The sequence below is a fragment of the Cohnella lubricantis genome (assembly GCF_014212015.1).
Lineage (GTDB): Bacteria > Bacillota > Bacilli > Paenibacillales > Paenibacillaceae > Cohnella > Cohnella lubricantis.
Genome location: NZ_JACJVN010000024.1, coordinates 22748 through 47700, shown reverse-complemented (window position 1 = coordinate 47700; position 24953 = coordinate 22748). Strand labels below are relative to the sequence as shown.

Annotated in this window: 18 protein-coding genes; 1 reads left to right on the top strand and 17 read right to left on the bottom strand. The window is 54.1% G+C overall.

The genetic code is table 11. The annotated features are described in order from the left end of the window. Window positions 1–90: 90 nt before the first annotated feature. The 13 genes from H4Q31_RS06125 to H4Q31_RS06065 all read right to left on the bottom strand — a co-directional run bounded on the left by H4Q31_RS06125 (window position 91) and on the right by H4Q31_RS06065 (window position 18802). Window positions 91–2361, bottom strand: a complete 2271-nt coding sequence (locus tag H4Q31_RS06125; RefSeq protein WP_185178192.1) for an AraC family transcriptional regulator — start codon at window positions 2359–2361, stop codon at window positions 91–93. A 188-nt stretch (window positions 2362–2549) separates the two neighbouring features. Then, the gene (locus H4Q31_RS06120) at window positions 2550–4301 is read right to left on the bottom strand and encodes a glycoside hydrolase family 35 protein (protein ID WP_185178191.1); all 1752 of its coding nucleotides are present in this window, start codon (window positions 4299–4301) and stop codon (window positions 2550–2552) included. Window positions 4302–4395: 94 nt separating this feature from the next. After that, window positions 4396–4797, bottom strand: a complete 402-nt coding sequence (locus tag H4Q31_RS06115; RefSeq protein WP_185178190.1) for a hypothetical protein — start codon at window positions 4795–4797, stop codon at window positions 4396–4398. 456 nt (window positions 4798–5253) lie between these two features. Then, window positions 5254–6174, bottom strand: a complete 921-nt coding sequence (locus H4Q31_RS06110) for an ABC transporter permease (RefSeq protein ID WP_185178189.1) — start codon at window positions 6172–6174, stop codon at window positions 5254–5256. Further along, window positions 6171–7055 carry an ABC transporter permease subunit gene (locus H4Q31_RS06105; RefSeq protein WP_185178188.1) on the bottom strand — a complete coding sequence of 295 codons (885 nt, stop codon included), beginning with the start codon at window positions 7053–7055 and terminating at the stop codon, window positions 6171–6173. The genes H4Q31_RS06110 and H4Q31_RS06105 overlap by 4 nt, the downstream gene beginning before the upstream one ends. A 33-nt stretch (window positions 7056–7088) precedes the next feature. Beyond that, a complete protein-coding gene (locus H4Q31_RS06100) occupies window positions 7089–7880 on the bottom strand; it encodes an HD-GYP domain-containing protein (protein WP_245347314.1) in 792 nt (263 codons plus the stop codon). Between the two features lie 564 nt (window positions 7881–8444). Further along, window positions 8445–10121: a family 16 glycosylhydrolase gene (locus H4Q31_RS06095; RefSeq protein ID WP_185178187.1), complete on the bottom strand. Its 1677-nt coding sequence runs from the start codon at window positions 10119–10121 to the stop codon at window positions 8445–8447. A 157-nt stretch (window positions 10122–10278) separates the two neighbouring features. Beyond that, on the bottom strand, window positions 10279–11634 hold the full coding sequence (locus H4Q31_RS06090; RefSeq protein WP_185178186.1) for an ABC transporter substrate-binding protein: 1356 nt from the start codon (window positions 11632–11634) through the stop codon (window positions 10279–10281). Window positions 11635–11733: 99 nt separating this feature from the next. After that, window positions 11734–13044, bottom strand: coding sequence for a response regulator transcription factor (locus H4Q31_RS06085; RefSeq protein ID WP_185178185.1), 1311 nt, complete (start codon window positions 13042–13044; stop codon window positions 11734–11736). Between the two features lie 13 nt (window positions 13045–13057). Continuing rightward, on the bottom strand, window positions 13058–14782 hold the full coding sequence (locus H4Q31_RS06080) for a cache domain-containing sensor histidine kinase (RefSeq protein WP_185178184.1): 1725 nt from the start codon (window positions 14780–14782) through the stop codon (window positions 13058–13060). Window positions 14783–14853: 71 nt separating this feature from the next. Further along, window positions 14854–15690 (bottom strand): carbohydrate ABC transporter permease, encoded by an 837-nt coding sequence (locus H4Q31_RS06075; protein ID WP_185178183.1) that lies wholly within the window; start codon window positions 15688–15690, stop codon window positions 14854–14856. Continuing rightward, window positions 15690–16601, bottom strand: coding sequence for a carbohydrate ABC transporter permease (locus H4Q31_RS06070; RefSeq protein ID WP_185178182.1), 912 nt, complete (start codon window positions 16599–16601; stop codon window positions 15690–15692). The genes H4Q31_RS06075 and H4Q31_RS06070 overlap by 1 nt, the downstream gene beginning before the upstream one ends. Before the next feature lie 101 nt (window positions 16602–16702). Continuing rightward, on the bottom strand, window positions 16703–18802 hold the full coding sequence (locus H4Q31_RS06065; RefSeq protein ID WP_185178181.1) for a glycosyl hydrolase 115 family protein: 2100 nt from the start codon (window positions 18800–18802) through the stop codon (window positions 16703–16705). A 358-nt stretch (window positions 18803–19160) separates the two neighbouring features. On the opposite strand from H4Q31_RS06065, the gene H4Q31_RS06060 reads away from it, so the two are divergent. After that, the gene (locus H4Q31_RS06060; protein ID WP_185178180.1) at window positions 19161–19901 is read left to right on the top strand and encodes an SDR family NAD(P)-dependent oxidoreductase; all 741 of its coding nucleotides are present in this window, start codon (window positions 19161–19163) and stop codon (window positions 19899–19901) included. Window positions 19902–19915: 14 nt separating this feature from the next. On the opposite strand, the gene H4Q31_RS06055 is transcribed toward H4Q31_RS06060, so the two are convergent. From H4Q31_RS06055 to H4Q31_RS06040, 4 genes are read right to left on the bottom strand one after another with little or no spacing between them, the layout of a single operon-like run. Beyond that, complete coding sequence (locus H4Q31_RS06055; protein ID WP_185178179.1) at window positions 19916–21202, bottom strand: glycoside hydrolase family 27 protein; 1287 nt, start codon at window positions 21200–21202, stop codon at window positions 19916–19918. Window positions 21203–21217: 15 nt separating this feature from the next. After that, window positions 21218–23104 (bottom strand): beta-galactosidase, encoded by a 1887-nt coding sequence (locus tag H4Q31_RS06050; protein ID WP_185178178.1) that lies wholly within the window; start codon window positions 23102–23104, stop codon window positions 21218–21220. A 36-nt stretch (window positions 23105–23140) separates the two neighbouring features. After that, the gene (locus H4Q31_RS06045; RefSeq protein ID WP_185178177.1) at window positions 23141–23509 is read right to left on the bottom strand and encodes a DUF488 domain-containing protein; all 369 of its coding nucleotides are present in this window, start codon (window positions 23507–23509) and stop codon (window positions 23141–23143) included. Window positions 23510–23539: 30 nt separating this feature from the next. Next, window positions 23540–24811, bottom strand: coding sequence for an FAD-binding protein (locus H4Q31_RS06040; protein WP_185178176.1), 1272 nt, complete (start codon window positions 24809–24811; stop codon window positions 23540–23542). Window positions 24812–24953 lie beyond the last annotated feature (142 nt).

Here is a 24953-nt window from a genome sequence, read left to right as displayed (position 1 = left end):
GGCAGCCAGTAAATCGTGAGTATTGATTATGGATGTCATTTTTGATAAATAATCAATTCTGATGTGGAGGAACAAAAATGAACGGATCTGTCAGGATGTCCGTGACTTGGAGGCTTTGTAGCTGCTAGGGGGCATGCCCTCGTACTTGCGGAAGAATCGGTTAAAGCTCTGCACGTTATAGTATCCGACCTCCGAGGCAATCTGCGTCATGTTCAAGCTGGACTCCAGCAACAGCTGCTTCGCCTTCTCGATTCGCAGCGAATTCGTATAGTCGATTAGGCTCTTGCCGGTCAGCTCGTACACGATCTTGCGCATATACGAATAGCTGATTCCGATCTCCTTGGCCATATGCTCGAACACGATGTCTTCGCAATAATGCTCCTCCAGGTAACGAATAATCCGCTCGCCGTAGTTAAGCTCGCTCGGGTTGCGCGCCAGGTATTGAATGATCTCGCCGAAGAACTCGCGCAGATATTCTTCCAGTTCGTCCAACGTATCGATGGCCGCAATGGTGGAATAGATATTCCCGCGTCCCGCGAAGATATGGGCCGTGCTAATATTGCTCTCCCGCAGATGCTTGATGGTGACGCCCACCAATTGATTGTAGATAAACATAATATTATCGTAGGAGATATACTCGACCGATTGAATCTCCTGCCGAATCATCGCCAGTTCCTTGACAATGCTGCCCAGATCGCCGGCATCCAGAAAGTTCAGCATGCGCCTCTCGCTGTTCGCCGGATAGATGTATTTCTTGCTGCGATCGGCTTCCTGGCGCCAGAAGGTAATGCCTCCGCTTCCTTCGATCATGCGGTGCTTAATGACCTCCATCGCTTCCACCGCCCGCTCCGAGACCATGGAGCTCGCTTCGGCTTCTCGGCTGACACCGATCGTCACCGAATGCCCGAGCAATCCTGCAGCCTGATCCCGGATCAGGTCGAGCGCTTCCTTGATCCCCTCGAGACCGCGATCCGATTCTTCTTGTCCGTAATTGACGACGATGGCGAAGCAGCCGTCTCCCTGATAGATGGATCTGGCGTTCACCCCAACCGGGAACAATCTCTCGCATTGCGAGATGAGCAAGTATCGATGATAGCTCCGGGTCTCCGGATTCGTCTTGTTCACGTACCGCCGGTACCGATCAATGGAGACGATGGCGACAAGGTAATATCGCTCGGGGAACATCTCCGCGATCTGGCTTGTCACTTCGCCGCGCAGCAAATGATGAAGCGCGAGGCTGCGCGTATCCTGTTCGCGCTCCCGCAGCAGCTTATAGAGCCCTTCCTCCTCTTCCTGCATTCGCCGGAACGCAGCATTGAGGAAGGCCAGCTCGTTCTTCTTGTTCGATGCTCCCTGATGGCCGTGCGCGCGGACCGTCCTCACCAGCTCTCGAACCGGCTTGGACAGCCATGTCGCGAGGAAGACGGTCAGAATGGTCCCTGCCAGGAGAATAACGGCGGTAGTCAGAATGTTGCTTCGCTGCACCCTGTAGGTCTTGGTCATCAGCTCATCCATCGAATAGACGTTCACATTCCACCAGCCGAACAGCTCCGACCGTGACCACGTATACAGCAGATGCTCGCCTTCAAGCTCGCGGAACGCGTAGCCCTCCGCTGTTCCGTCTGCCAGAATGTCCTGCATGAACGGCTGCTCTTCGACGCTCGCGAGAAGCAAGGACTTATCGTTATGAGAGATAATCGTACCGTCCGAATCCAGGAGCGAGTAGCCGTGCTCTCCCGGCTCCGACGAGCGCAAGTATTCGCCGATCTGGCTCTCTCTCATATTAACGACAATCGTTCCCCGGGTTGTCGTGGATAGACGGCTTAAGGGCAGCACATACGATACCACGTTCACCCCCGAAGCCATCCTGCGCGGGTACCATACCCCGCTGATCCCTTGGCGATCGGCAAGCGCCTCCTCCATCCAATCGATCGGCTCATAGCGCTCCAGCGCCGTAATGCCCCTATCCGTGGAGATAACGTAGTCCGAATGATCGAGATAGAAGAAGGTCGAATAGACGCCATCCACCCGATGATTCAAATTCAGCAGCTCTTGCATAATACTTAACGCTCTGCTCACATTGCTGTAATTCGCGTTCAGTTCCTCGAAAGTCTCGAAGCTGCGTATCCGGTCGAAAATATTGGTCACGGCAAGGCGCACTGTATCCTGCGCTAAGTTGTTCAACGCATTCTCGTTGAGCTCTCGATTCGCGTTCAGCCCCGCAAGCGAGGATTCCGCGATCGCTTCCTCTGAATTGCGCAGCATCTGCGAGCCGCTATACCAAGACAGGATGCCCGTCGGGATGGCCATCACCAAGAACAGTATCAGTGCAAGCTGCAGCATCATCGGAATTCGTGTCATAGGAACCCTCCTTCACGAAACGGCAGGTTATATTATGAAAGCGCTTTAATATTTAAGTGAATTAAATAAATTGATACATCATTGGGTAAATTATACACTAAAACTCCATGATTTGGAGAACGAATGAAGCTGCCCTATCGCTAAGGCAGCTCCTTGTCAGTAGAATATCGTCACTATCGTTGAGTAGGTTATAAGGCCGAAGCCTCGAATCGTATCGTGCCGCTTGTTCTTCCTTCCGTCTCGAACATGATAATCCGATTAACGCCCGGCCTTAACAAAGGGGCGGGAACGTACAGCCTGCGCTGCGGCCCAATCTCCCAGAATCGGCCCAGATTAAAGCCGTTCACGAAAGCGGCTCCTTTCCCCCAGTCGGTAAAATCGAGAAAAGTATCGGCCGGTTCGTCCACTTCCAGCTCGAATAAGTAAAAAGCCGGCGTACCCTCGGCATACCCTCGGGAGAAATCCAATTGCTCCAGATTGTCGAGCGGCAGGGCATAATGCTTCCAACCGCTGTGGAACGCGCCGTTGACGATGACTCCGCCTTTGACGCCTTTGTGTTGATTGTTCATCTTGACCGAGTAATTGACCCGCCCCATATTCTCGACTAGGATCGCCAGCTCGTTCTCCGGTTCCGTTAGATCGAATGCTTCTTTGCCTTCCATCTCCAGATCGTATTTGGTGAACAAGTGCTTGCGATTCAGATACACGTTGGCCCGGTCGGCGCATTGAATGAGCCGGAAATCATCTATTCGCCTGCTCTTGCCTAGATCCGTCATATACACTATGTAACCCGAAGGCTGATCTAAATCTTCCATCGGAAGCGGATAGGGCGATTCCGTCGGTCTAGCCAGCTGATCAAGCACGGCGAAGAGGGACACCTGCTTCTTCACCGCTATCTCTCCATAGGCGCGCTTGCGGATCACCGTCGATAATTCGACTTGCGGAAGCTCGGCATATCGGGCGATGACTTCCTGGAAGGCCTTGTATTTGGGCGTAATGTCGCCGGATTCCGTCAGAAGCGCGTCGTAATCGTAGGAAGTGGTGTCCGGCGCAAGCCGCTCGTAATAATTGGCGCCGCTCGTAAAACCGAAGTTGGTTCCTCCGTGGAACATATAGATGTTGACGCTGCCTTCCTCCAGAATATCGGCCAGCTCCGCCGCCGAGCCGGCGGCATCGCGCGTATGGTGCTCCTTGTCTCCCCATGCATCGAACCATCCGATCCAGAACTCCATCACCATCAGCGGTTTGGCTTCTCCATGAAGGCTTCTCAGCTTCGCAAAATGTTCCTTGATGTTGGACCCGCAGTTAATGGTAGGCAACGCGGTATCCGGAATCGAACCATTATCCAGATAATCATGCCAAGGCCCATCGGAAGTAACCAGAGGTACGGTTACGCCGTGCGTCCTCATCATCTCGGCTATAGCATACAGGTAAGCCTTATCGTTGCTGTACGCTCCGTACTCATTCTCCACTTGCATCAATAGAATCGGTCCGCCGCAGGTGATCTGCAGATCGTTCACTTCTTGGAATAAGCGCGCGAAATATCGGTCCGCATAATCCAGGAAGGGATTGCCGCTAAAGCGGAGCTTCATGCCGGAATGCTTGAGAAGCCAATATGGAAGTCCGCCGAATTCCCATTCGGCGCAAATATAAGGGGAAGGCCTTAAGATCACATACAAGCCCAATTCCCCTGCGGTCCGAACGAACTTCCTCAAATCGAGCATACCGGTGAATTGGTACCGGCCTTCCCTCGGTTCGTGCAGATTCCATGGCACATATGTCTCTACGGCATTGCAGCCAAGAGCTTTGAGCTTCTCCAGACGGTCCCTCCAATATTCCGGCACGACCCGGAAATAATGAATGGCGCCCGAAATGATTTGAATCGGTTGATCATTTAAATAGAATCGGTCCGCAATTCGAAAGGATTGTCGTTGTTGCAATTATTCTCCACCTGCCACAGATAATCGTGAAGCCGGCACAGAAATCAGCTTCTGGTGCCGGCTTCGGTTATACCATTAATTATATATTAATCCATTAGTTAGACAACAAGAATTCAGCGTCCCGAAGCAAGTAATCGGCAGCCTGATCGGCAATGTGCTTGCCTCTTTGAGCTTCGACCTCATGGACGAAAGCAGCCAATTGATTCGCCTTCAATTTGCTTCGCAAGCTGTTGGCTATGCCGTTGTTGTCGATCCATCCCGCATTGCGGAAGCGATCGATCAACGCCTTCAGCGAGGGGATGCCGGTCTGCGTCTCGAACAGAATCGTCCGGCTGCTCGTATTCCCCGCCATATCGCTAGTTGTCACGATAAGCGTATGCGAACCGAGAGGCAGCGCATACAGCGGTATGGCCGCGCCGAGCTCCAGGCTGGTCCCATCCAGCGTGAGGATTGTTCGCGTATGATCGATACCGGAACCAACATCTTCCAATTGCACAATTGGCGTTAGATCCGAGGAATCCTCGAACGCGCCGTAAACTAGACCTGCCACCGATATTGTGGGCGCGGTCGTATCCAGCTTGAACGGGATGGATTGAATCGCCTCCGCATTGCCTGCATGGTCTGTCGATCGATAGTTCAGCGTATATCTCCCGTCTGCTGTCTGGTTGCGGATGCGGAAGTTAACCGGACCCGGGGCGGCGCCTGAGCCGCCGGGAGAACCATGCCCCCATGAGGACCAAGACCGCCAGGCAGATCAGAATGGCACTTAGAACGGTAAGATGCTGTGCCTCCATTTGCCCAATGTTCCGTTCGCCCCTTGTCGAGAGAGTCTGATATTTAATCATATCATGTCTGGGCGTGTCCGAACCGCTGCATTTTGCAGAGAGAGGTGCGGCATCTTTAAGCGTACACGCAAAAAAATCAGGCCGGATCACAGGCCTGATTCGCAGCTTTATAAATGAGAGAACTTCGCGTATCTCTTCTTGTACATCGCTTCGAGGCCATGGGCAATGAAGTGAAGCCCCATGATCAGCAGAATATAAGCGGCGAGCGGATAGTAGAAGATCCACGGATAGATGCCCTTAAGATCTCTCCATTGCGCGATCAGTCCGCCCCATTCGTTCGTGCGGCTGTGATACTCGAGCATATCGAAGTACATTGTCGTGCCGCCGACGAAGATATTGAAGATCCCGAGCTGCCCGAACAACGCCAGCACCAGAATGACTTCTTGGACGATCAGAACGAGCAGGTTCTCCTTCAGATGAGGGAACAGATGGGAGCGCACGATCTTCCAATGCCCCGCTCCAAGCGATTGGGCCGCTTGGACGAACTGCCTGTCACGAATGACCTGAGTCTTCCCCTTCACCGAAGAGACGACGGAGGGAATTCCGACAGCGGTAAGCACCACACCAGTGAGTAGCGATAGCGACAGCGGCGAGAGGCTTGAATTAGTGGTGATGCCTCGCAGCACGAACCAGGAGATGATGAATACCGGAATTCCGTTCAGCATATTCCACGAGGAGGATCCTGAAGCGGGCTTCACGGTTTGCTTCCCGTAATAACCCATGAACATGCCCAGTGAGCCGCCGATGAAGATTCGGGCCAAGGCAATGCCGATTGAGAGGAGGACGGTATACCTGGCTCCATTCAGAAGCTTGGTCAATAAGTCGTAGCCATCCTTGTCGGTACCTAGCGGATAATCGGATCCCGGCGGGCTAGGCGGCGCGATCAGATAACCTTTGCCCGAGTCATCCAGAATGTAGTCGATCTTCAATTGATGGTGCAGATCATAAGGGGCGAGCCATTGGCCGAACAGAGCCGCCGCGAACAGTATCGCCGTTATCGCAAGTCCAATCGCTAAAGTCTTGTTCATCGGCTGAACACCTTCTCCCATCCCCATAGATAGATTCTTAGCAGAACGTATACCACCGTGTAGACGATAACCAGCGCAAGCAGCCCGTTAACGGCAAGCGCGTACTGATACCCATTATTGGAGAAGGTGTCCGTGAACAGCAGCTTCGTGACGCCCCGCAAGTTATAGAGGAATTCCACGATGAACATATTGCCGATCAGAATGCCTAACAGCTTGTTGATATCCGTCTTGATAAACGGAAGAACATTGGGCAGCGCGTGGAAGAACACGATGTGCGGCTTGCTGAATCCGCGAGACTTCGCCACATTAATATAATCCTCCGTCATCGTCAGCTTCATCTGCAGCGCCACGCTTCGGATCATGTAGCTGGCTGGTATAATAATCGAGGAGATCAAGGGCAGCGCAATCGCGGGATCCTTGGAAGAGATGCTGGCGAACTTAAAGACGAACACGCCCGTACTCTTGCCCACGAAGATCACTAGCGATTGCAGCAAGATAATGAGGACGAAGTCGGGTATCGAAGCCGCCAGGTCAACTCCACGCTTAAGCCAGGCCGCGCGTGACAGCGAGAAGTAGATGCCGACCAAGATGCCGATGGTCGTCCCCGCAAGCGCTCCGATTGCAATGTAGAACAATGAGGTGCGGAAGTAACCGCCGATCTGCTCCCAGAAGGACAGCTCCTTCCTTCCCGAGATGAATCGGAACGACTCTCCCGTTCCGATGCCGGCGAAGTAATCCTTCACGCTGGACATGCTGCCGGACCAATCCAGATGGAGACCGCCGCCTCCGTTCAGCTGGAACAAGTGAGGGAGGATGGCTAAAGCGAATATGAAGAGTAATGTAAAGGGAACGGCTAAGATCGGTTTTAAGATTCTGGGCATTCTTCCATCCTGCTCCTTCTCTCTCGTTGTGAATTAGAGTTCCTTGACGATCGTGAGGTTCATTTGCTTCCGAAGATCGATCTCATAAGCGGCTGCCGGCGGCTCGCCATTGGATTCCTTAACAATCCGTACGAATGGCCTGTGCGATGCGTCTGGATTCACCGAGGATACGACGCCCACCTGCCCCGTGTTCAACAATACGGTGGCAGCCACTGGAAATACAGCGATATGGTTGCAGAAAATCTTGATCAGATTCACGTCGAACCACTGATTCCCATTGGCGAAGAGATAGGCCCTGGCAGACGTCAGCGCGCAGTATACATCAGCAATCGCTGCGATCTGGGCATATTCATGAATCTCCTTGCCGCGGAGACCCCGGGGATACCCGGAGCCGTCGAATCTCTCATGATGCTGCAGAGCGCAATGAGCGGATAGCAGCGAGATGTCGTGCTGCTTGCGCAAGATCTCGAAGCCTTCAATAGTATGCTTCTGGATAAGATCTTTCTGTTCCAGCGTTAACGAGCCTTCTCGCTTCCATAAATCATCTGCTACCGTCGTCATTTCGATGTCGCAGAGAAGAGCTCCAACGCCCAGTTCGGTTAATTGATTCCGGTTATAGCCTTTCGCGATCCCGACGATTCCCGAGAGGACCGCTACATCGACGGCATGCTGGAACAGATATTCATCCTTCACGTTCATGCTGGCTAGATTAAACATCAAATCTTTGGCTGGCGTCAAATCGGAGATAATATCCCCGAATACCTTCTGATATGCTCTTCCGAGGTCCGGAAGGACGACCTTGCGTTTAATTATAGGCTGACTCAATGTGCAGCTTTCTCAATTCTTCAACCCCCTATGACGGGTTCGAAATAATAGGACTATTGGGCTTGAAACTAGTCAATTATTAGGCAATATTTACTATGATAGCACATATACAGATATCGTAAATGGGTCTACGGAAAGAAAAAAACTCGCAGCCTGGTCGGTCGCGAGTGTCGCTCGAAGCGTTAGACGGGTAGGTGAAGGAAGGCGCGGATTCGAGCCTCCAATTCTGACGCCGCCTGCTCGTAGGAGCGGTTCATCCAATAGCCCGCAATCTTGCTCCCCGGAAGGCTCCACTTCATCGGCATGCCGAACCAGGACCGCCGACATTCCCAGATAATGACCCGATAGGTGCCAACCGCCGCAGCCTTATTGGCGATACACAGCGTCACCTCAGAGCGATAATAGGGTGAGAAAGTATCATAGGCTCCCCTCTATATGTATATTCGCGTTCCATTATCTCATATGGTAACGCGATCACCCACAGGTGAAATCTTCCAGTTCAGCTGCGGGCAAAAAAAGTAAAACCTGGGGCAGCAATAGCCCCAGGTCTTTATCGCAATTACACTATTTCTTCTCGAACACCCAGATCGTGTTTGAATCCGCAGATCCCGTATTCCACTTCACTTCATTGGCAGTGTTACCATACATATAGGCTCTCCCTGAATATTTATTCTTCACGCGGAAGCCGCCTGAGGCCGATTCAAGACTCCATAAGGAATCGTTGATAATCTCGCCCGAATTCCAGATGACCCTATTGTTCGTGCTATCGGTATCTAAATAATAACGTCCCGTTCTGGCATTCTTAATCGTCCAATAGCCAGATGAATCTTGGGTTACGATCCAATCTTGGTCGTCATAGATCGTGTTCGAAGCGAGTTCGACCAAACCATCGGAGCCGCTGTCCAAATACTTGCCGGTGGCCAAATTTTTAATTTTGTAAGTAGCGCCGTTTACAATGCCATTGTTTGCTGGAACAAGTTTAATATAATCGATCCCAAGCTGATAACCCGTGCTGCTCGAATTTTTGCCCGTAACTCGGTATCGGAATGTCTTGTTGCCGGCAGAACCGAAATTAACAGTCGTCGATGCTTCCTTGAATACGGCCGTGGAACCATACATATCGATTGGCGAGCCGTGATCTTGCCCGTTGATGGATAACTGGGCGGTGCCTCTGGTCGTTGCGCTTCGGTAACCGGTAATGACATTATACTCGCCTGAGGAAGGGACATTCGCCGTAAAGTCAACGTAGTCGCCCGTGGAATCGGAGAGAATCTTCACCCATCCCCCGCCGCTCGCTCCATCGTTCCACGTCTCCTTCGATACGCCAGAAGATAAAGTCGTCGGCAAATCTTCCGCTTGGTAGATAACCCCATCTGCCGACTCGGCTTTCTGATAGGCTCTGAAGTAATCGATGGCGAATTCAGCAGGATAAGTTGGCGAAGAGTCTCCTCCCCAGGTATTAACGTAAAGAGATAAATAGACGAACATCGGCTTGTCTACGACATTGGTTCCATCCAGTTGTTTAACCAGTTGATTATCTACATAATATCTTACGTATTCGGGGGACCACTCCATCGCATAGATATGGTAGTCCTCCGAGAAGTCGAACGCATAGGTTCCGCCATTAGTATTGCCAACTCCGGAATTGGCAGGGTTGTAGAGGTTGAATCGATACTGGTCTCGTCTAAAGTTCTCGAATATATCGATCTCCAGCTGTTCCGTAGTATTTCTGGAAGACTGTTGATAAATGCTGGGATCATCCGTATTCATCCAGAATGCGGCATGTCCCGACCGATCCGATTGGCCTTTGGCCCGGATCTCGAAATAGCCGTACTTCTGAGAGAAATGGCTAACATACGGCTCGTTATGATCTTTGACATAAGATGCTTGATGGAAATCTCCTTGTGCGGTTTGGATGCTGGAGACTTTCATTTGATCTCCGCTGGCGAAATAATTAGGCGTGTTGCTATTCACCTGCAGGACTAGGCTGCCATCGCGGAATGTGTATTCAGCATTGCCTCGATCGGTTGACGTTCGGAATCCCAGATATCGGGGCACCCATAAGTTGGTATCCAACGTAGAACCGTTAAACTCATCATTCTTCGTCAGTACCCATCCTGGCTTGTCAATTGGATTGGGCGGCGTATCCGCTGCCTGTGCAGATTGATCGCCTCCGAACAAGAGAACCGGTACTACGAATACGGATGCAAGTACGGCAATTCCCCATTTCTTGATCTCCATCATTCTCCTCCTCGCTCTAAATCAAGATTAGAAAGCGGTTACACCAGACGACATTAAGATTATGGCTTTATCTATAGAATCACCTCCTTGATAAGCAAAGCAGGCGACAAATCAGCATCTGATTGTCGCCTGCACTGGTGTTACTCTTTATGAGGTTTTACTGGGCTGCTGCCGCTTCGAATTCCGCGGCTTTCTTCATCAGCTTGTCGTACGCCTGCTCCGGCGTCGTCTGGCCGAACTGAATCTCTTCGACGATCGTCTTGTATTCGTTCTTGAAGTTGCCCCAGCCTTGCGGATCATTAATGAATTGCTGAGCGTCCGGAGCCACTTTGTTAATGAAGTCGATGCTCGTCTTATCCGCTTCGCTGAAGTTCGGTGTCAAAGCTTCAACAACCTTGCTCGATACCGGCGTACCGCGGGTCAACCCCAGCGTCTTGCCTGCATCCACGTCGTTGATGAACCAATCGATGAAGGCCTTAGCTTCTTCGGTATGCTTGGATTGAGCGTTGACGCTCCAGAACATGCCCGGCTTCAGCCAGCCGCCGGCTTCCGTGCCTTTCGGCAATGCCGCATAACCGTAGGTGTCTGGCTTAAGCGCATCGATAGCGCCTACTTGGTTGGAGAACAGATGTCGTGCAATCGCGTTGCCATTGACAACGTTATCAAGCTGCGGGTCGAGCTCCTTATCCGTCGCGGTGAGGTCGGCCGGCGTCAGAATGCCTTTGTCACGGAGCTCGCTCATCTTCGTCATGTATTGGAGCCAAGTGTCCTTGTCGATGGCCAGCTTGCCTTGATCGTTGTAGATATAACCTTTGCCCATGCTGTATTGGTAAGCCGTGTAGTCGACCAAGTCAGCCGATTGGTCTTCGAACACGTATTTATCCTTGCCAAGCTTGGCTTTAGCAGCTTCGCCGAAGGCGAAGTAATCGTCCCAAGTCCATTCGAAGCTCGGAGGCGTCAGGCCCAATTTGTCTACGACGGTCTTATCGTATACCATGCCGAGCGCGGCTACGCCGAGCGGCATCGCGTACAACGTTCCGTTCACCTTGCCGGATGCGATCAAGGACGGATCGACGTCGGCGGTATTGATGCTTCCGATGTCTGCCAGCAGGCCGCGGCCGACATAGTCGTTCACGTAAGCTGCGTCCATCTGGATGATATCGGGCGCGCTCCCTGCGGAGTATTGCACAGCCAGCTTGTCGAAGTAGCCGTCCCATCCAGAGAACTGTGTCTCGAAGGTAACGTTCGGATGAAGCGCTGTATACTGCTCAAGTGCCTTCTGTGTCGCGTCATGGCGCTCCTGCGAGCCCCACCAGGCGATTGTCAGCTTCACCGGTTCGGAAGATGAAGCGGCGGGCGATGCGGAAGACGATGCGGAAGAGGAAGCAGGAGACGAAGGAGAAGCGCTGGAGGCGCCATTACCATCGTTCGAATTGCTGCCGCATGCCGCCATTACGCCGGCGAGCATCGTTAATGCTAATGCCACAGACCACTTTCTAGCTACGAATGCCATTGCTGTATACCCCCTACTAGATTTTGCTTGCATGATCATACTAGCATCGGGCTCTATGACAGTATAGATGAGCACTGAACGCAAAACTTTCACAATCCACTACTGTTTGATCTGACGGCGGGTCAATTCGCTGGGAGTAACCCCGCAGTACTTCTTGAACAGGGTGGTGAAGTAAGGAACATTCTGATATCCGACCATCTCGGCGACCTCATAGATCAGATGGTTGCCCTCGAACAGCAGCGACTTCGCCTTCTCGATGCGTACCCGAATAATGTAGTTGGTGAGCGTCTCGCCAGTCACCTTTTTGAACAATTGGTTTAAATAGTTCTTCGAAATATACAGCTGCTTGGCGAATTCCTCCAGCGTCAGATCCTCTGCATAGTGCTCATGGATATATCGAATCATGAAGTCCACGGCCTTCTTATGCTTCGGATTGCCCGAATTGCCCATAGCGGAACCTGCCGAGGCGACAGCGGCCGGCTTGCCTGGCGTGCTGGCAGCGGGATTCTCCTCGGCTTCCGCCATGGCAAATAGCGATTGAAGCGCTTGATCGGCTGATAATTTGATATCCTGCCAGCTGGAGCGGACATCGCCAAGGCCATATCGCAGCTCCAAGCCAATGTATTTGCGAATGCTCTCCACTAACAATCTTCCCAATGCATCTGCTTGCGTTCTAGCAGTCTCATGAGGAATCTTCAGATCTTCGTGCATGATAATAGCCGCGTAATTCCCGAACAGCCACACGAAGTCCGCGTCGAACCCTTCCTGTCCCATAATCTCAATCGCAATATTGGCGATAGCGAACTGGAACAAGTTCCAATCGGCGATGGATACGCCCCGAAGCCGTTCGGTACGAACCGCTTCGAGCACAATGACCTGATGGCTCTTGTCGTTCCACGCCTTCTTCGAACCGGGAAGATCGGTTACCATCGGCTGTCCGGAGACGACAGCCGCCAGCCATTCCTCACTCGTCATCCCATCAAGCGACTCGTTGCGGCTGGCGAGCTCATTCTGTTCAATATTTTGCAGATAGGACGCTTCCAGCTTGGCAATCGTATTCGTCAGCACATCGCGGATCTGCTCAACCGTGCCTGGCTTCGTCAAATAATCCTCGACGCCAAGCCGAATGGCGGTACGGGCGAATTCGAAGTCGTTATAGCCGCTTAGAATGATGAACCGCCCAGGAAAGTGATTCCTCCTCAGTTGCTCGATCATCTCGATGCCGCTCATATGAGGCATGTAAATATCCGTGATGATGATATCCGGATTGGCGGCTTCAATTAACCGAATGCCCTCTTCTCCGTTGATCGCATCGCCGACGAACTCCGCCTCCAGCTCTTCCCACGGAATCGCCCTGCGAAGGCCGCGCAGCACTTGAAAATCATCGTCCACTATGGCAATTTTCCACATCAGCATGTCCTCCTTAGGTGTGCGGGCTTTCCAGGATGATCGGCAGACGAATGACGGCTTGCGTGCCCCCCATATTCGAATCGGACAATTCGAAGCCGTACGCCGGCCCGAACAGCGCATCGATCCGCTCTTGGACATTGCGAAGCCCGTAACCTCCGCCGCTCTTGGTATCCTTAGGCGCCATATGACTCAGCCCGATGCGGCGTCCATCGTCTGCAATAATTATCTCCAACTGGTTCCCGGCGGGGCGAATCGTCACGACGAGCCTCGCCGATCGTTTGCCATGGAAGCCGTGAACGAAAGCGTTCTCAATGAACGGCTGCAAAATAATCTTGGGCATGAGCAGCCTTCTGGCTTCTTCCGTCAAGTCAACCTGGTAGACAAGGTCATCTTCCCATCGAATCTGTTGGAACTGAAGATAGCATTCGATATGCGCAACCTCTTCGCTGACCGGTACGAGACTGTCTGTATTCGTGAGCGCAAGGCGGAACATCTGTCCGAGCAGAGACAGCATTCTACTGATGCGGGATTGGCCTTCTTCGATAGCGACCCAGTTGACCTGATCTAGCGAGTTGTATAGAAAATGAGGGTTTATCATCATCTGCAGACTTTTGAGCTCCGCATGTCGCCTGCGCTCGTATTGCACTTCCAGATTGGCGTACAGCTCTTCGATTCTTCCGGTCAGCTTGTGATAGCCTTGGAACAGACGGCCGAATTCATTCTTGTAATCATCCGGGAGCACGACGCCTTTATGATTAGGGAATTGATTCATCGCCTTCAGCAGCAGGCCGATCGGCTTTATAAATTGGCGAGCCAGGAACATGCCGAGCAGAATAATCATCAAGATCGCGAGCAGTCCCAGCAGAAGGAACAGCCGAGTCGTCTCCATGCTGCTTCTCGTCATGTCCTTCCAGGAGGAACGTTCGAGCAGCGTCCACTTCGAATCCATCGACTTAGACCAGACGAGGAACTCGTCCCCCCTGCGGTCCGAACCGCTCGGCTGCGCCGCGATCTTCGCCATCATGCTGTCCAGATAAGCCTGTGTGAACGAACTGTTAGACGTCTGGGTAATCAGCTTGCCCGTCTCATCCAGCAGGGCGACACTAGCATCTGTGTCATCCGCCTTGATCAGCGATTGGAAGACGGGAACTTTAATGTTGAGCACGATTAGGGCGTAATACTGGTTGAGATTGTTGTATACTTTGCGAGCGAAGCTGATGACCGGCGTATCTCCGCTGTTGGTCTTGATCGAATGCTCGCTTAGCCAAGCGTAATCCGTCTTCTCGATATCCGGGTACCAACTCTCCTTCGGAATCTGGTCCATGGATAGGAACTGCACGTATTCCTGAACGCTGTAGCTCGCCGGAAGATTGGAATAGACATGAATCGACTGCAAGATCGGCGTGCCGAATACGTAATTGTTCAGCTGGGAGCGAATCTCCGCCTGCGCGCGAACCCGGTCGTAGGAATCGTCTCCGGGCATTCGGGAGATGACGATATCGAAATTCTTGGATGCGGTGATCGAGCTCTGTTCGATGCTGACTAGATTCGTGTTCAGCTTCTTGTTCAGCTCGTTCAGCAGCTTCTGTTGATAGAAGGAGGTGCTTGAAGCAACCTCTCGGGAGCTGCTCGTGTAGCTGGTGTACACGAACAGACCGACTAGCAGGGCAACAATAAACGCAAAGCCGAAAAAGAAGACAAAGTCGATCCGCAGCGATTTGAATGGGTTGCGTAACATGTTGATCTCCCCCGTCATGCAAAGAAAGCTGCGAAAATATCCGCAGCTTAAAACACTAATTTCGATTTATTCTACCCTTTTAGCGCTCCGGCGGCAATTCCTTCGACAAAATGCCGCTGTGCCAGGAAGAAGATGACGACGGCTGGCACGATCGAGAGAAGCGACATGGCCAGCAGCTGCCCCCATGGAACAGAGCCTTGCGAATCAATGAAGAGCTTGAGCGCCAGGTTAATCGTATATTTGCCGACTGAGTTAATGTACAGCATCTGACCGAAGAAGTCGTCCCAGTTCCACAGGAAGCAGTAGATGCCTACCGTGACGAGCGCCGGCTTGATCAGAGGCAGCATGATCCGCCAGTAAATGCCGAACCACGAGCATCCGTCCATCTTGGCCGATTCGTCCAATTCCTTCGGCACCGAGCGGATGAATTGGACCATGAGATAGATGAAGAACGGCCCTCCGATCCCGCCTGCCAACAGGTGCGGAATATAGAACGGCAGATACGTGTTAACCCAATGCAGCTTGTTGAACATGACGTACTGCGGCACGATGGTCACCTGCGTCGGCAGCATGAGCGTCACCAGCATAATGCCGAACCAGACATTGCGCAGCGGAAAGTCTAGACGAGCGAAGGCGAAGGCGACCAAGCTGCAGGAGACAATACTTGTGAACAGCACGCCGATAATCAGTTCGAATGTGTTGGCATAGAAGTGCGTGAAGCTGTAATTAGGCACCGCGTTCCAGCCTTCAGAGAAGTTGCTCCAATGCAGCGTCTTGGAGAATAAGGCAGCCGAGCTCATATCGGCATTGCTCTTAAGCGATGCTCCAAGCCACCAGAATACCGGATACATCATGAGCAGGCTGATCAGCAGCAGAATCGTATGATTGACGAGGCGCTTCGCTGGCATTATCGTCTCCCTCCTTGCGATTCGTAGAAGACCCAGTAACGGGAAGACCAGAACAGCAGAGCCGTCACCAGTCCGATCATGACGAGAAGCACCCAAGCCAGCGCGGAGGCGTAGCCCATCTGATACTTCGTGAAGGCTGTCTCGTACAAGTACATGACGTAAACGTAGGTTGAATGAACAGGTCCGCCGTTCGTGACGACGAACGCCTGCGTGAACATCTGGAACGAGTTGATCGTAGTCTGCACGGTATTAAATAGAATGATCGGGGACAGCAGCGGCAGCGTGATGGTAATGAACTGCCTGACCTTGCCCGCTCCGTCAACGGAAGAAGCTTCGTACAGATCTCTGGAGATCTGCTTGAGTCCAGCCAAGAAGATGATCATCGAGGAACCGAATTGCCAGACCATCATCAAGATCAGCGTGTACAGCGCGTAATGCGGATCGGAGATCCACGATTTGCCTTCAATTCCGAAGAAGCCTAATACGTCGTTGATAAAGCCGTTGCGGCCGAAGATGTTCTTCCACAGAATCGACACTGCGATGCTCGTTCCGATCAGGGAAGGGAAGTAGACCATCGTCCGATAGAAGGACATTCCCTTGACGTTGCGGTTCAGCAGCATCGCGATCAATAGCGCGAAGACGAGCCGCAGCGGAACGGTTAGAAGCACGAATACGAACGTAATCTTTAACGTCTTGGGAAAGGTGTCATCTTCCATGAAGATTCGGTGATAGTTGGCCCAGCCAGTCCAATGGGGAGCTGCCAGGAGCGAATAATCAGTCAACGAATAGTAAAATGACATGCAGATCGGCCCCAACGTTAGAAGGAGGAATCCAATCAGCCACGGCGACAGGAACAAATAGCCCGCGACAGGCGAATCCCATCGTTTTCTACGGTACGCCGGTTTTGACATGTTGCCCACTCCTGTCTCTCTATTCCAATATCGATCTATTAACAGTATACAAGCGCGGGATACCGCCGATAAGATGAGCAATGAATGTATTTCTTTCAGTATCAAACAAACAAGCGAGGCGTCTCCCGCTCGAACAATTCACGCAGCATCGTTGCCAGCCGATCATCAGACAGCGGATTACGATGCGTATTCTCGAGATAAATGTGCTTCTCCGTCTCCGGCATGAGGTACTCCTTGTACCATAAGAACATATCCGGACTATCGCCGTGCATGCGCAGGAAGCGTCGCAGCGTGTCCATATGGTCGATCGTATTGGCGATATTGGTCAGCCAGTCGGCCCGGAAGAAGCGTTCCCACTTGCCATGCTCCGCCTCCCGCAGCGCCGCTTGTCCTTCCTGGTACCGCCAGACGGCTTCGGAGGCATGAACGAAGGCGAGCGCGAAGCGTCCCTCCGTGTAGGCTTCAAATGCTCGGCCCAGCGCCTTCAGTCCCCGGCTGCCGGACAAGTGAAGCCGTATAGGAAGCAGCAGTTGATCCGCCAGTCTCCTTCCAGCCCATTCGGGCAGACGCGCCATCACAGCTAAGGTGCTTCGTTCCAACTCCTCCCAAGGGGCAATCGCTTCCGCTCCTCTCTGCTCGAACCAACGCACTTGTTCAAGGAACGGGCGGTCTCCCGTTGCCCATAGCAGCCGCTCGTCCGTCTTGGCGATTCGGCCCTGCAGCCAGTGCCCGACGATCTGCCGAGCCGGGTGGTGGTAGAACTCTTCGCCTGCCCGGTCGTCCGGATTCGGGCCGTACTTGATCGTGCACTCGGCATAGCGCCGGAACAGGGCAGCGATCGCCCCGGCTTCCTGTTGCAGGAACATTCTGCCGGCGTAATCGGCCAGATGGAGCGCCGGATCCGCAGAGCCTCTCTGCCATAGCTCGGCCACGAGATCCAGCGTAGACAGGTGGGGGCGAATGTTGCCGCAATTAAGCAGCACATATTCCGATGCACCCGCCTCGAATGCCGCTCCGATCTCTTCAGCGATCAGCTCCGGAGGAGACGGGAATAATGTCAGGTGGTTGGACGCCTGCAGATCGTGGAACGTCACATGATAATAGATGCCGTTCCTGCCCGTGTCACCCTTCGGCGGCAGCGCCGGCGCGCGCAGATTCAGATTGCCGTGGCGGCGAGAGACCATCTTGCCGTAGCCGTTGTCGGCCCAAACTTTAATGACGCCGTCCGGCACTTCGATGTAGCCGTCCCTGTACAACTCGGCAATCTCGCCATACATGGCCATGCAGCAGACCGGGTTAGCTACCGATTCCCGGATCATGTTGTACTGCTTGCGGACGACCTTAGAGATCAGCGAGCCGCGGCGGGCTGGCGTATCGAACTCCGGATCGTTCTCCCAGAACGGTTTATCTCCCTGCCCGCGGAAGGAGAGCACCCATACGATGCGGTCGTTCTTCTGCTTCTCGATCGCCTCCCGCCACAGCCGTTCGAAGAGATCGGGATGCTCCTTGTAGCTGGCGTTCTTGCCCGGATATGCGCGCAGGAACATCTCGGCGCCGAGCGGCTCGGCATGGTGATGCGTAAGCCATAATCCCATCTCCGCGGCCAGCTTGGCATGAACGCCCGTCTTGGGCAGGTCGGTGCCCGGAATAACCATATTGCCCCCACAGCGCAGCAGCGCCTCAAACACCGGCAGCCACACCTCTCGGGTCGGCGGATATTCATCCTTCCAGCCGATCAAGCAGACTTCGTCATTGACGAACCAGCCTCGGTAGCGAACCTTCGGCTGAGTCGAATCGAAGTCTTCCGCCGGGAACTCGATGATGTCCCGCCGCTTGGGCGGCAGATCCGCCCAGAACCAGAACGGATCGACGCCCAGCATATATCGGCTGTAATGAAGCATGCCGTACATGAGACCCAGTTCGTCCCTGGCGACAATATGCAGACGAAGGCCGTCTTCAGCGCGATCATAGCGGAAGCAGAATGCCTCCGGCCAGGACGGGCAGTTGTCGCTCGGCTCCGCGTATCGGACAATAACCGACGTACGCCCCGCGGAAGGCGCTGAACTAGGAGCCTGCCCGAAGACCGACGCATGATCTCTCAGCAGCATGTCCCATACATGACGAATAGCCGATGTCTGATCGACTCGGCTAATGAAGGCGGTGTTTCCATTCACGACAAATGTCTGATTATCTATACTCATTGCTGCTTCACTCCCCCAGGCGCACTCTACTCTGAATTGTATTAGTAGAATCCTAGGGGGAGTATGGGGACAACGAACAACTTTCTTTCACTATTCATCGAAGATGCGCGGTTCTAGTAATCCCCAATAGAGCGGGAAGCTGTAATTATGAAGCCCATTGATTAATGTTCTGATCCCTTTGAGGCTATATCGATCAATCAGTCCATAATGGTTGAGTTGATGATCCAAAGGATTCATTCTCTCCCCGCCCCCCCTATCATTTTTTATGAACGCTCCCTTCAAATAGTTTAATTATACATAATTGTAAAAACCGACTACAATAGGTCTGTGCAAAAGAGAAATGAAGGGTGGATGAGAGATGGAACTTAAAAACAAAGTTGCGCTTGTTACGGGAGGCGGAACGGGAATTGGCAGGGCAACCAGCCTATTGCTGGCGAAGAGAGGAGCAACGGTAATCGTCAACTATTCTCGCTCTCGAACGGACGCGGAAGAGACCGTTCAACTGATCGTTAACGGTGGTGGGCAAGCCACTGCCATACGTGCGGATGTGTCGCAGGATGATGAAGTTCGCGCTATGGTTCAGGCTGCTGCGCAGCTGTATGGCACCGTAGATCTGCTTGTCAACAATGCCAGCATCACCAGCCATATACCGATGGACGACCTTGATCTGGCTGTGGAGGAAGTGTGGGATGAGCTATTCGCCGTTAATGTCAAAGGGATGTTCTTCTGCGCGCGAGCCGTCGCCCCCTTCATGAAGCAGAGCGGACAGGGAGCGATCGTGAACGTAGGCAGCATTGCCGGACAGACAGGCGTGGGCTCCTCGCTTCCATATGCCGTATCCAAAGCTGCCGTTCACGGCCTTACAAGATCCTTGGCCCACGCATTAGCGCCGGAGATTAGCGTTAATTGCGTGGTGCCCGGGGCCGTCGCAACCAGATGGTGGGCTGGACAAGAAGAGCGAATGAAGTTGCTCGCGCCCAGCCTGCTTCTGCAGAGAATAGCATCCCCTGACGACATTGCTCAATTGATCTGCGCGGCATTGGAACAAGAAGCAATGACAGGACAGATCATTACGGTAGATAGCGGGCAAACCTTGTAGACGATTAGCCGATGCTATCCTTCTAGCCTGAAGAGAGCGGCTCCATGCGGCTGAACCTCCGCGGAGAGTTCGCCTTCCAACAAGCCGGTCTCGCGGCCGCTCCACAGCTCCTTGCCTTGCGCAGCAGAGCCGTTCATCCCCAACTCAGCCAGCGATACGGATACGACAACAGGCTCTTCGCCGGTATTGAATAAGGCGGCGTACCGTTCCCCGTCCGGCCCTTCGGCCGTCCAGACGATGCGCGGGCCTTCGCGAAGCGCTTGACGGGCGCCGAAGCTCGAGCGGTGCATATGCAGCACCTCGCGGTTGGTGAGCAGCGACAGCGTCCACGCATCATTATCTCGCAGCTCTCCGCCGAACATCAGCGGCGAGCGGAAGATCGACCACAGCGTCATCATGGTCAGCTGTTCGTCCCGCGTGAACCGCGTCCATCTGTCGGAGCCGCCTCCATCAACGGAGCGAATGCCGATATGGCCGAGCGGGAGCATATCGCAATCCGGCCAGCAGCCAGGCCGTGGGCGGCCTTCCCATCTCTCGCAGCGGTCGAACATGTCGAGCAGCAGCGGCCACAGATCCCAGAAGTCGTCCGTCATTCGCCACATGTTGGCGTTCGCCTCGAAGCGTTCGGCAAGCTCGATCGGAGCCGGCCCCGGCGACAGACTTAGCACCATCGGCCGCCCGCAGCGGTCGATCGCCTTCCGGATCAGCTCGATCTCTTCCAGGTGCGTTCCATACAGCCTAGATGCCGCGATGTCGTCAACCTTGACGAAGTCGACTCCCCACTCGGCATATAGTTCGAATTGCGAATCATAGTACGCTTGCGCGCCGTCCTTGGAAGCGTCTACCCCGTACATGTCGGTGTTCCACGGGCAGATCGAATTCGAATGCGCGATCTCACGCGCCGTAACGTTCATGCCCTTGATCGCCGCATTGTCATGAACGGCCTGCCGGGGAATGCCGCGCATGATATGGATTCCGAACTTCAGCCCAAGCCCATGCACATAATCAGCCAGAGGCTTGAACCCTTGGCCGCCGGCCGCGGAAGGGAAGCGGTTCACCGCCGGCACAAGACGAGAATAAGAGTCGATCTCCAGCCGGACGAACGGCCGATATTGCGACGAGACCGCGCCCGGCTCATACCATTGGATGTCGACCACGACATATTCCCACCCATACTCCTTCAGATGCTCTGCCATATAAGCCGCGTTCCCGCGGACCTCGGACTCCGTCACGGCTGCGCCGTAACAATCCCAGCTGTTCCACCCCATCGGGGGAGTTGGCGGAAAGCTATGATGCTGCATATGGAGCCTCCATTCTCAATAGAAGATGGCTGGAATATAATCGACCGGCTCCGAGACGGGCTTCTCGATACCCCGCCGAAGCGAATAGAGCCGCTTGTTGGCTTCCGCCAAAGGTGCTGCGACCTCCGGATATTCCCGATTGCAGACATCAACCAGACCGATGTTATAATTCTCGCCGTCGAACCGGCCGAGGAAGGGCTGGTCGTTCAACTGGAAGTAATGAACGCCCAGGCAGTACGGCTGCGCGGCCGCTTCCTCGATGTAGCGGCGGATCGCCTTGCCCCGGTTCGCCTGATCCCTGGCGCCTCGGATACCGGTGGCCGGCAACCCTCGATCGATAGCGCCGAAGTGGAATTCTCCCACCATTACCGGCATTCGCACGTGGGAATACACCTCTTCCACCGCTTTATTGCACGTCTTCTCATAGCAGTTGATGGAGAAAATATCGAAATACTCGCTTCCGCTATATAAGTCCGGGCTTGAGATATAAGCGTAGCGAATACCCAAGTTGAGATGGTGAGGATCCGCCTGCTTCAGCGCCTGAGCTGGGACTCGAATGTATTCCTTGATCAGCGCTCGGGAGAACGCCTCCAGATCAGCCATGCCCGCATCGGATATCGCCGGGAAGTCCCCCAGCTTGAACAGATCCTCGTATTCGCCCGCTGTCGTCCCCCAACTGCGGTTTAGCTCCGCTAGATTGGGATACCGCGCCTGCAGGAATTCGGTCAGCTTCTTCTTGGAAGCCAGCTCTCCCGGATTCCTCAGCAGCTCATAGCCCAGATTCAAGCGATCCACGAAAGCCCAATTCGGCTCATTGGACATGAAGTAGCCGATCAGCCACGGGTCGTCCCGGTACTCCTCCAGTTGGCGGGCGTATTCACGAGAACGTTCCTCGTATTCCTGCGAGAATACATCCGGGAAGTCCCGGTAGATAGAAGCGGTTGTGGTTGGAAAATGGTTCAGCATCGCCACGTACGGGATCTTCGAGCTGCGGGCGAAGTCGTGATCGCTCCATGCGGCAACCGTATTGATCCCCCATTGGATCAGGCGGTACTTGGTGATCTCGCTCCAGGCTTCGTTCCATTCATCGCCGAAAGCTCGCTTTACATTTTCGACCGGAAAGTCCCGATCGTTCCCCTCATGGTCCCAAGGGCCAGGCGAATGGGGACGGACACAGTCCATCCCGCTGCTGAAGAAGCCGCGGCCGTCAGGCGTGACAAGCCAATGCCGCTCTCCCTCGCGCTCCAGACGGAAATAACCGGTAGCCTCGAACTGGATGTCCCGCGCTCCGAAGAAGCTGTCCTCATGACGGGTCAAAAACTGCCTGGCTTCCTCCCTCAGCGACAGGAGGTAGCGGATGCTGGCCTCCGGACTTGCCGTCTTCCCCGGCCAATCCTTCCCCGCGTACTGTCCTAAATTATCCACGAGCGCGGTCAAGTCCATATCCATCTCCGGCTCCTCCGTGGAGAGACGGACATTGCTCACGACTAGAGCTGTTTGGCTATGGGAGGGAGGCAGAGCGATGGCAACGGCCGTTAGGCGCTCAGGGTTGATGCGGTTGCCCTTCACAACGGTCTTCAGAATGCCGGGCCGGCGAGGACCGAACAGCGTTTGTCCATTCAAATAGGACAGGGGCACGCAGACGGTCGTCTTCAGCCGGGGCAGAACCCCTACCGCAATGAACAAGTCGCAGTTCTTGTCCTCCTGATCCTCCCAGAACCCGATATTCAGGCATACGGCATAGTCTTCCTTGTTCTCCACATCCGCCAGGAGATACGAATACCCTTCCAGCAGCTTGCCGTTCAAGCGATAGAATAGACCGCCGCCTTCCTCGTCGAATCGAACTGCCGCGCCTTCCTGCCTGCATCCCCGCAAGCGGGGATTCTCCAATCGTTCTTCCATGTCAAGTCCCTCCTCATCATTTGGCTTGTTGGTGAACTATTCTGACAGTTGCACCCGTTCCAAATATTGCTTCAGCACAATCGCATGGTTGCATTGCTCGTCCTTGGCTGCATACAGAAGCGTGACCCTTCCCTGCTCGGACCACTCCAGCAATTGCCGCACATACGGCTGAGCGGAACCGCCATCCAGCTCGGCCTGGTAATGCTGATTAAATGAGTCGAATCGCTCCGGAACGTGGCAGAACCATTGGCGCAATTCCGGACTCGGCGCGATCTCCTTCATCCAGAGCGTCAGCTTCGCTGCCTCCTTGGATACGCCTCTCGGCCACAGCCGATCGACTAGAATCCGCCGTCCGTCCGTCTCTTCGTATGGCTCATAGATTCGCTTCGTTCGAATATCGCCCATCGGCAACGCTCCTCTTATCAGTCCGGCGTCTTACTGCCCCATAATGTATGTGTCCATGAACGAGTTCCGGAACTTCCCCTCTGGATCGTAACGAAGCAGCAGCTGGCGGAAGTCCGGCAGCCGTTCACATTGCGCCTGCACCTTGCCCGGCTCCATCGTGAACAGCTTCGCCCAGTGCGGGCGCGCTCCGAACGGCTCCAGCTCCCGTTCGATCAGCGGAAGCAGCTCGCGCACGCGCTCCCACTCCGGCTTCCACGTGAAGTGCAGCCCTACGCTGTCCTGCCTATAGCATGGGCTCATCCAGAATTCGTCCGCGGCAATCGTGCGCACCTCCGAGATGAAGAGCAGCGGCGCGATTCGCTCTCGCATCGTATCAAGCGCGCGAAGCGCCTCGAGCGCATGCCGTCTCGGCACGAAATATTCGCTCTGCAGCTCATGTCCCGCACTTGGCGTGAAGTCCATGCGGAAGTGAGGCAGCCGCTCGTACCATGGACCGGGAACGCCCGACTGCTCGCTGCAGTTGACCGCGGACTGGCCGGGCACCGGATGCCGCTTCATTGAAGCCTGCGACGCCCCGAAGAAGTCGGACGATAATGGTGCGGGACCGTCCGCTCCATCGCCGCTCACCTTCCGCTTCACCCACGCTTGGTTGAACACGGAGCTCGTCCAATCCGTGAACAAACTGACGCTGTAGGCCGCCGAGAAGATCTCTTCAAAGTTGCCGTCCAGCGCCGACAGGGGAAGCTGGTCATAGACGGTCTGGCATATTGGGTATGATGGCACCACGTTCAGCTTCAGCTTCGTGACGACGCCCAGAGCGCCGAGTCCGACGACCGCTCCTTCGAACTCGATGTCCGTCCCGCGCGTGAGGACTACAACTTCTCCGTTCGCCTTCACCAACTCAATGGTATGAACGGCATCTGCCAACCCTGCGTTCCGATCGCCGGAGCCGTGCGTGGCGGTCGCGACGGCGCCGGCCACGCTGATGTGCGGCAGCGACGCCAGATTATGCAGCGCATAGCCTTGATCGTTGAGGTGCCGGCACAGCTCCCCGTACCGGATGCCGCCTTCGACGGTAACCGTTCCCTGTTCCCGGTCGAGCTCGATAACCTGATTGAGCTTGCGCAGCGATAGCTGGCTGCCGTCGGTATCGGCGATCCCGTTGAAGGAGTGGCGTGAGCCGAGTGCCCGTATTCGACTGCTGCGTGCGATCATGTCGCGAACCTCCTCCAGACTTGCCGGTTCGAGCAGCTCCGATGAATTGTAACGATAGTTCCCAGCCCAGTTCAGCTTGTTATCCATATGAACGGCACCTCTCCGATATGTGCAAGTTATGGTTCATGTTCGATTATATAGATACAGAGGACGATTGATTGGTCCACTCGAGGCTTCTCCCGTCGCGATCCTCTCCTATATGGAATTAACAATATTATATCACTCTCTA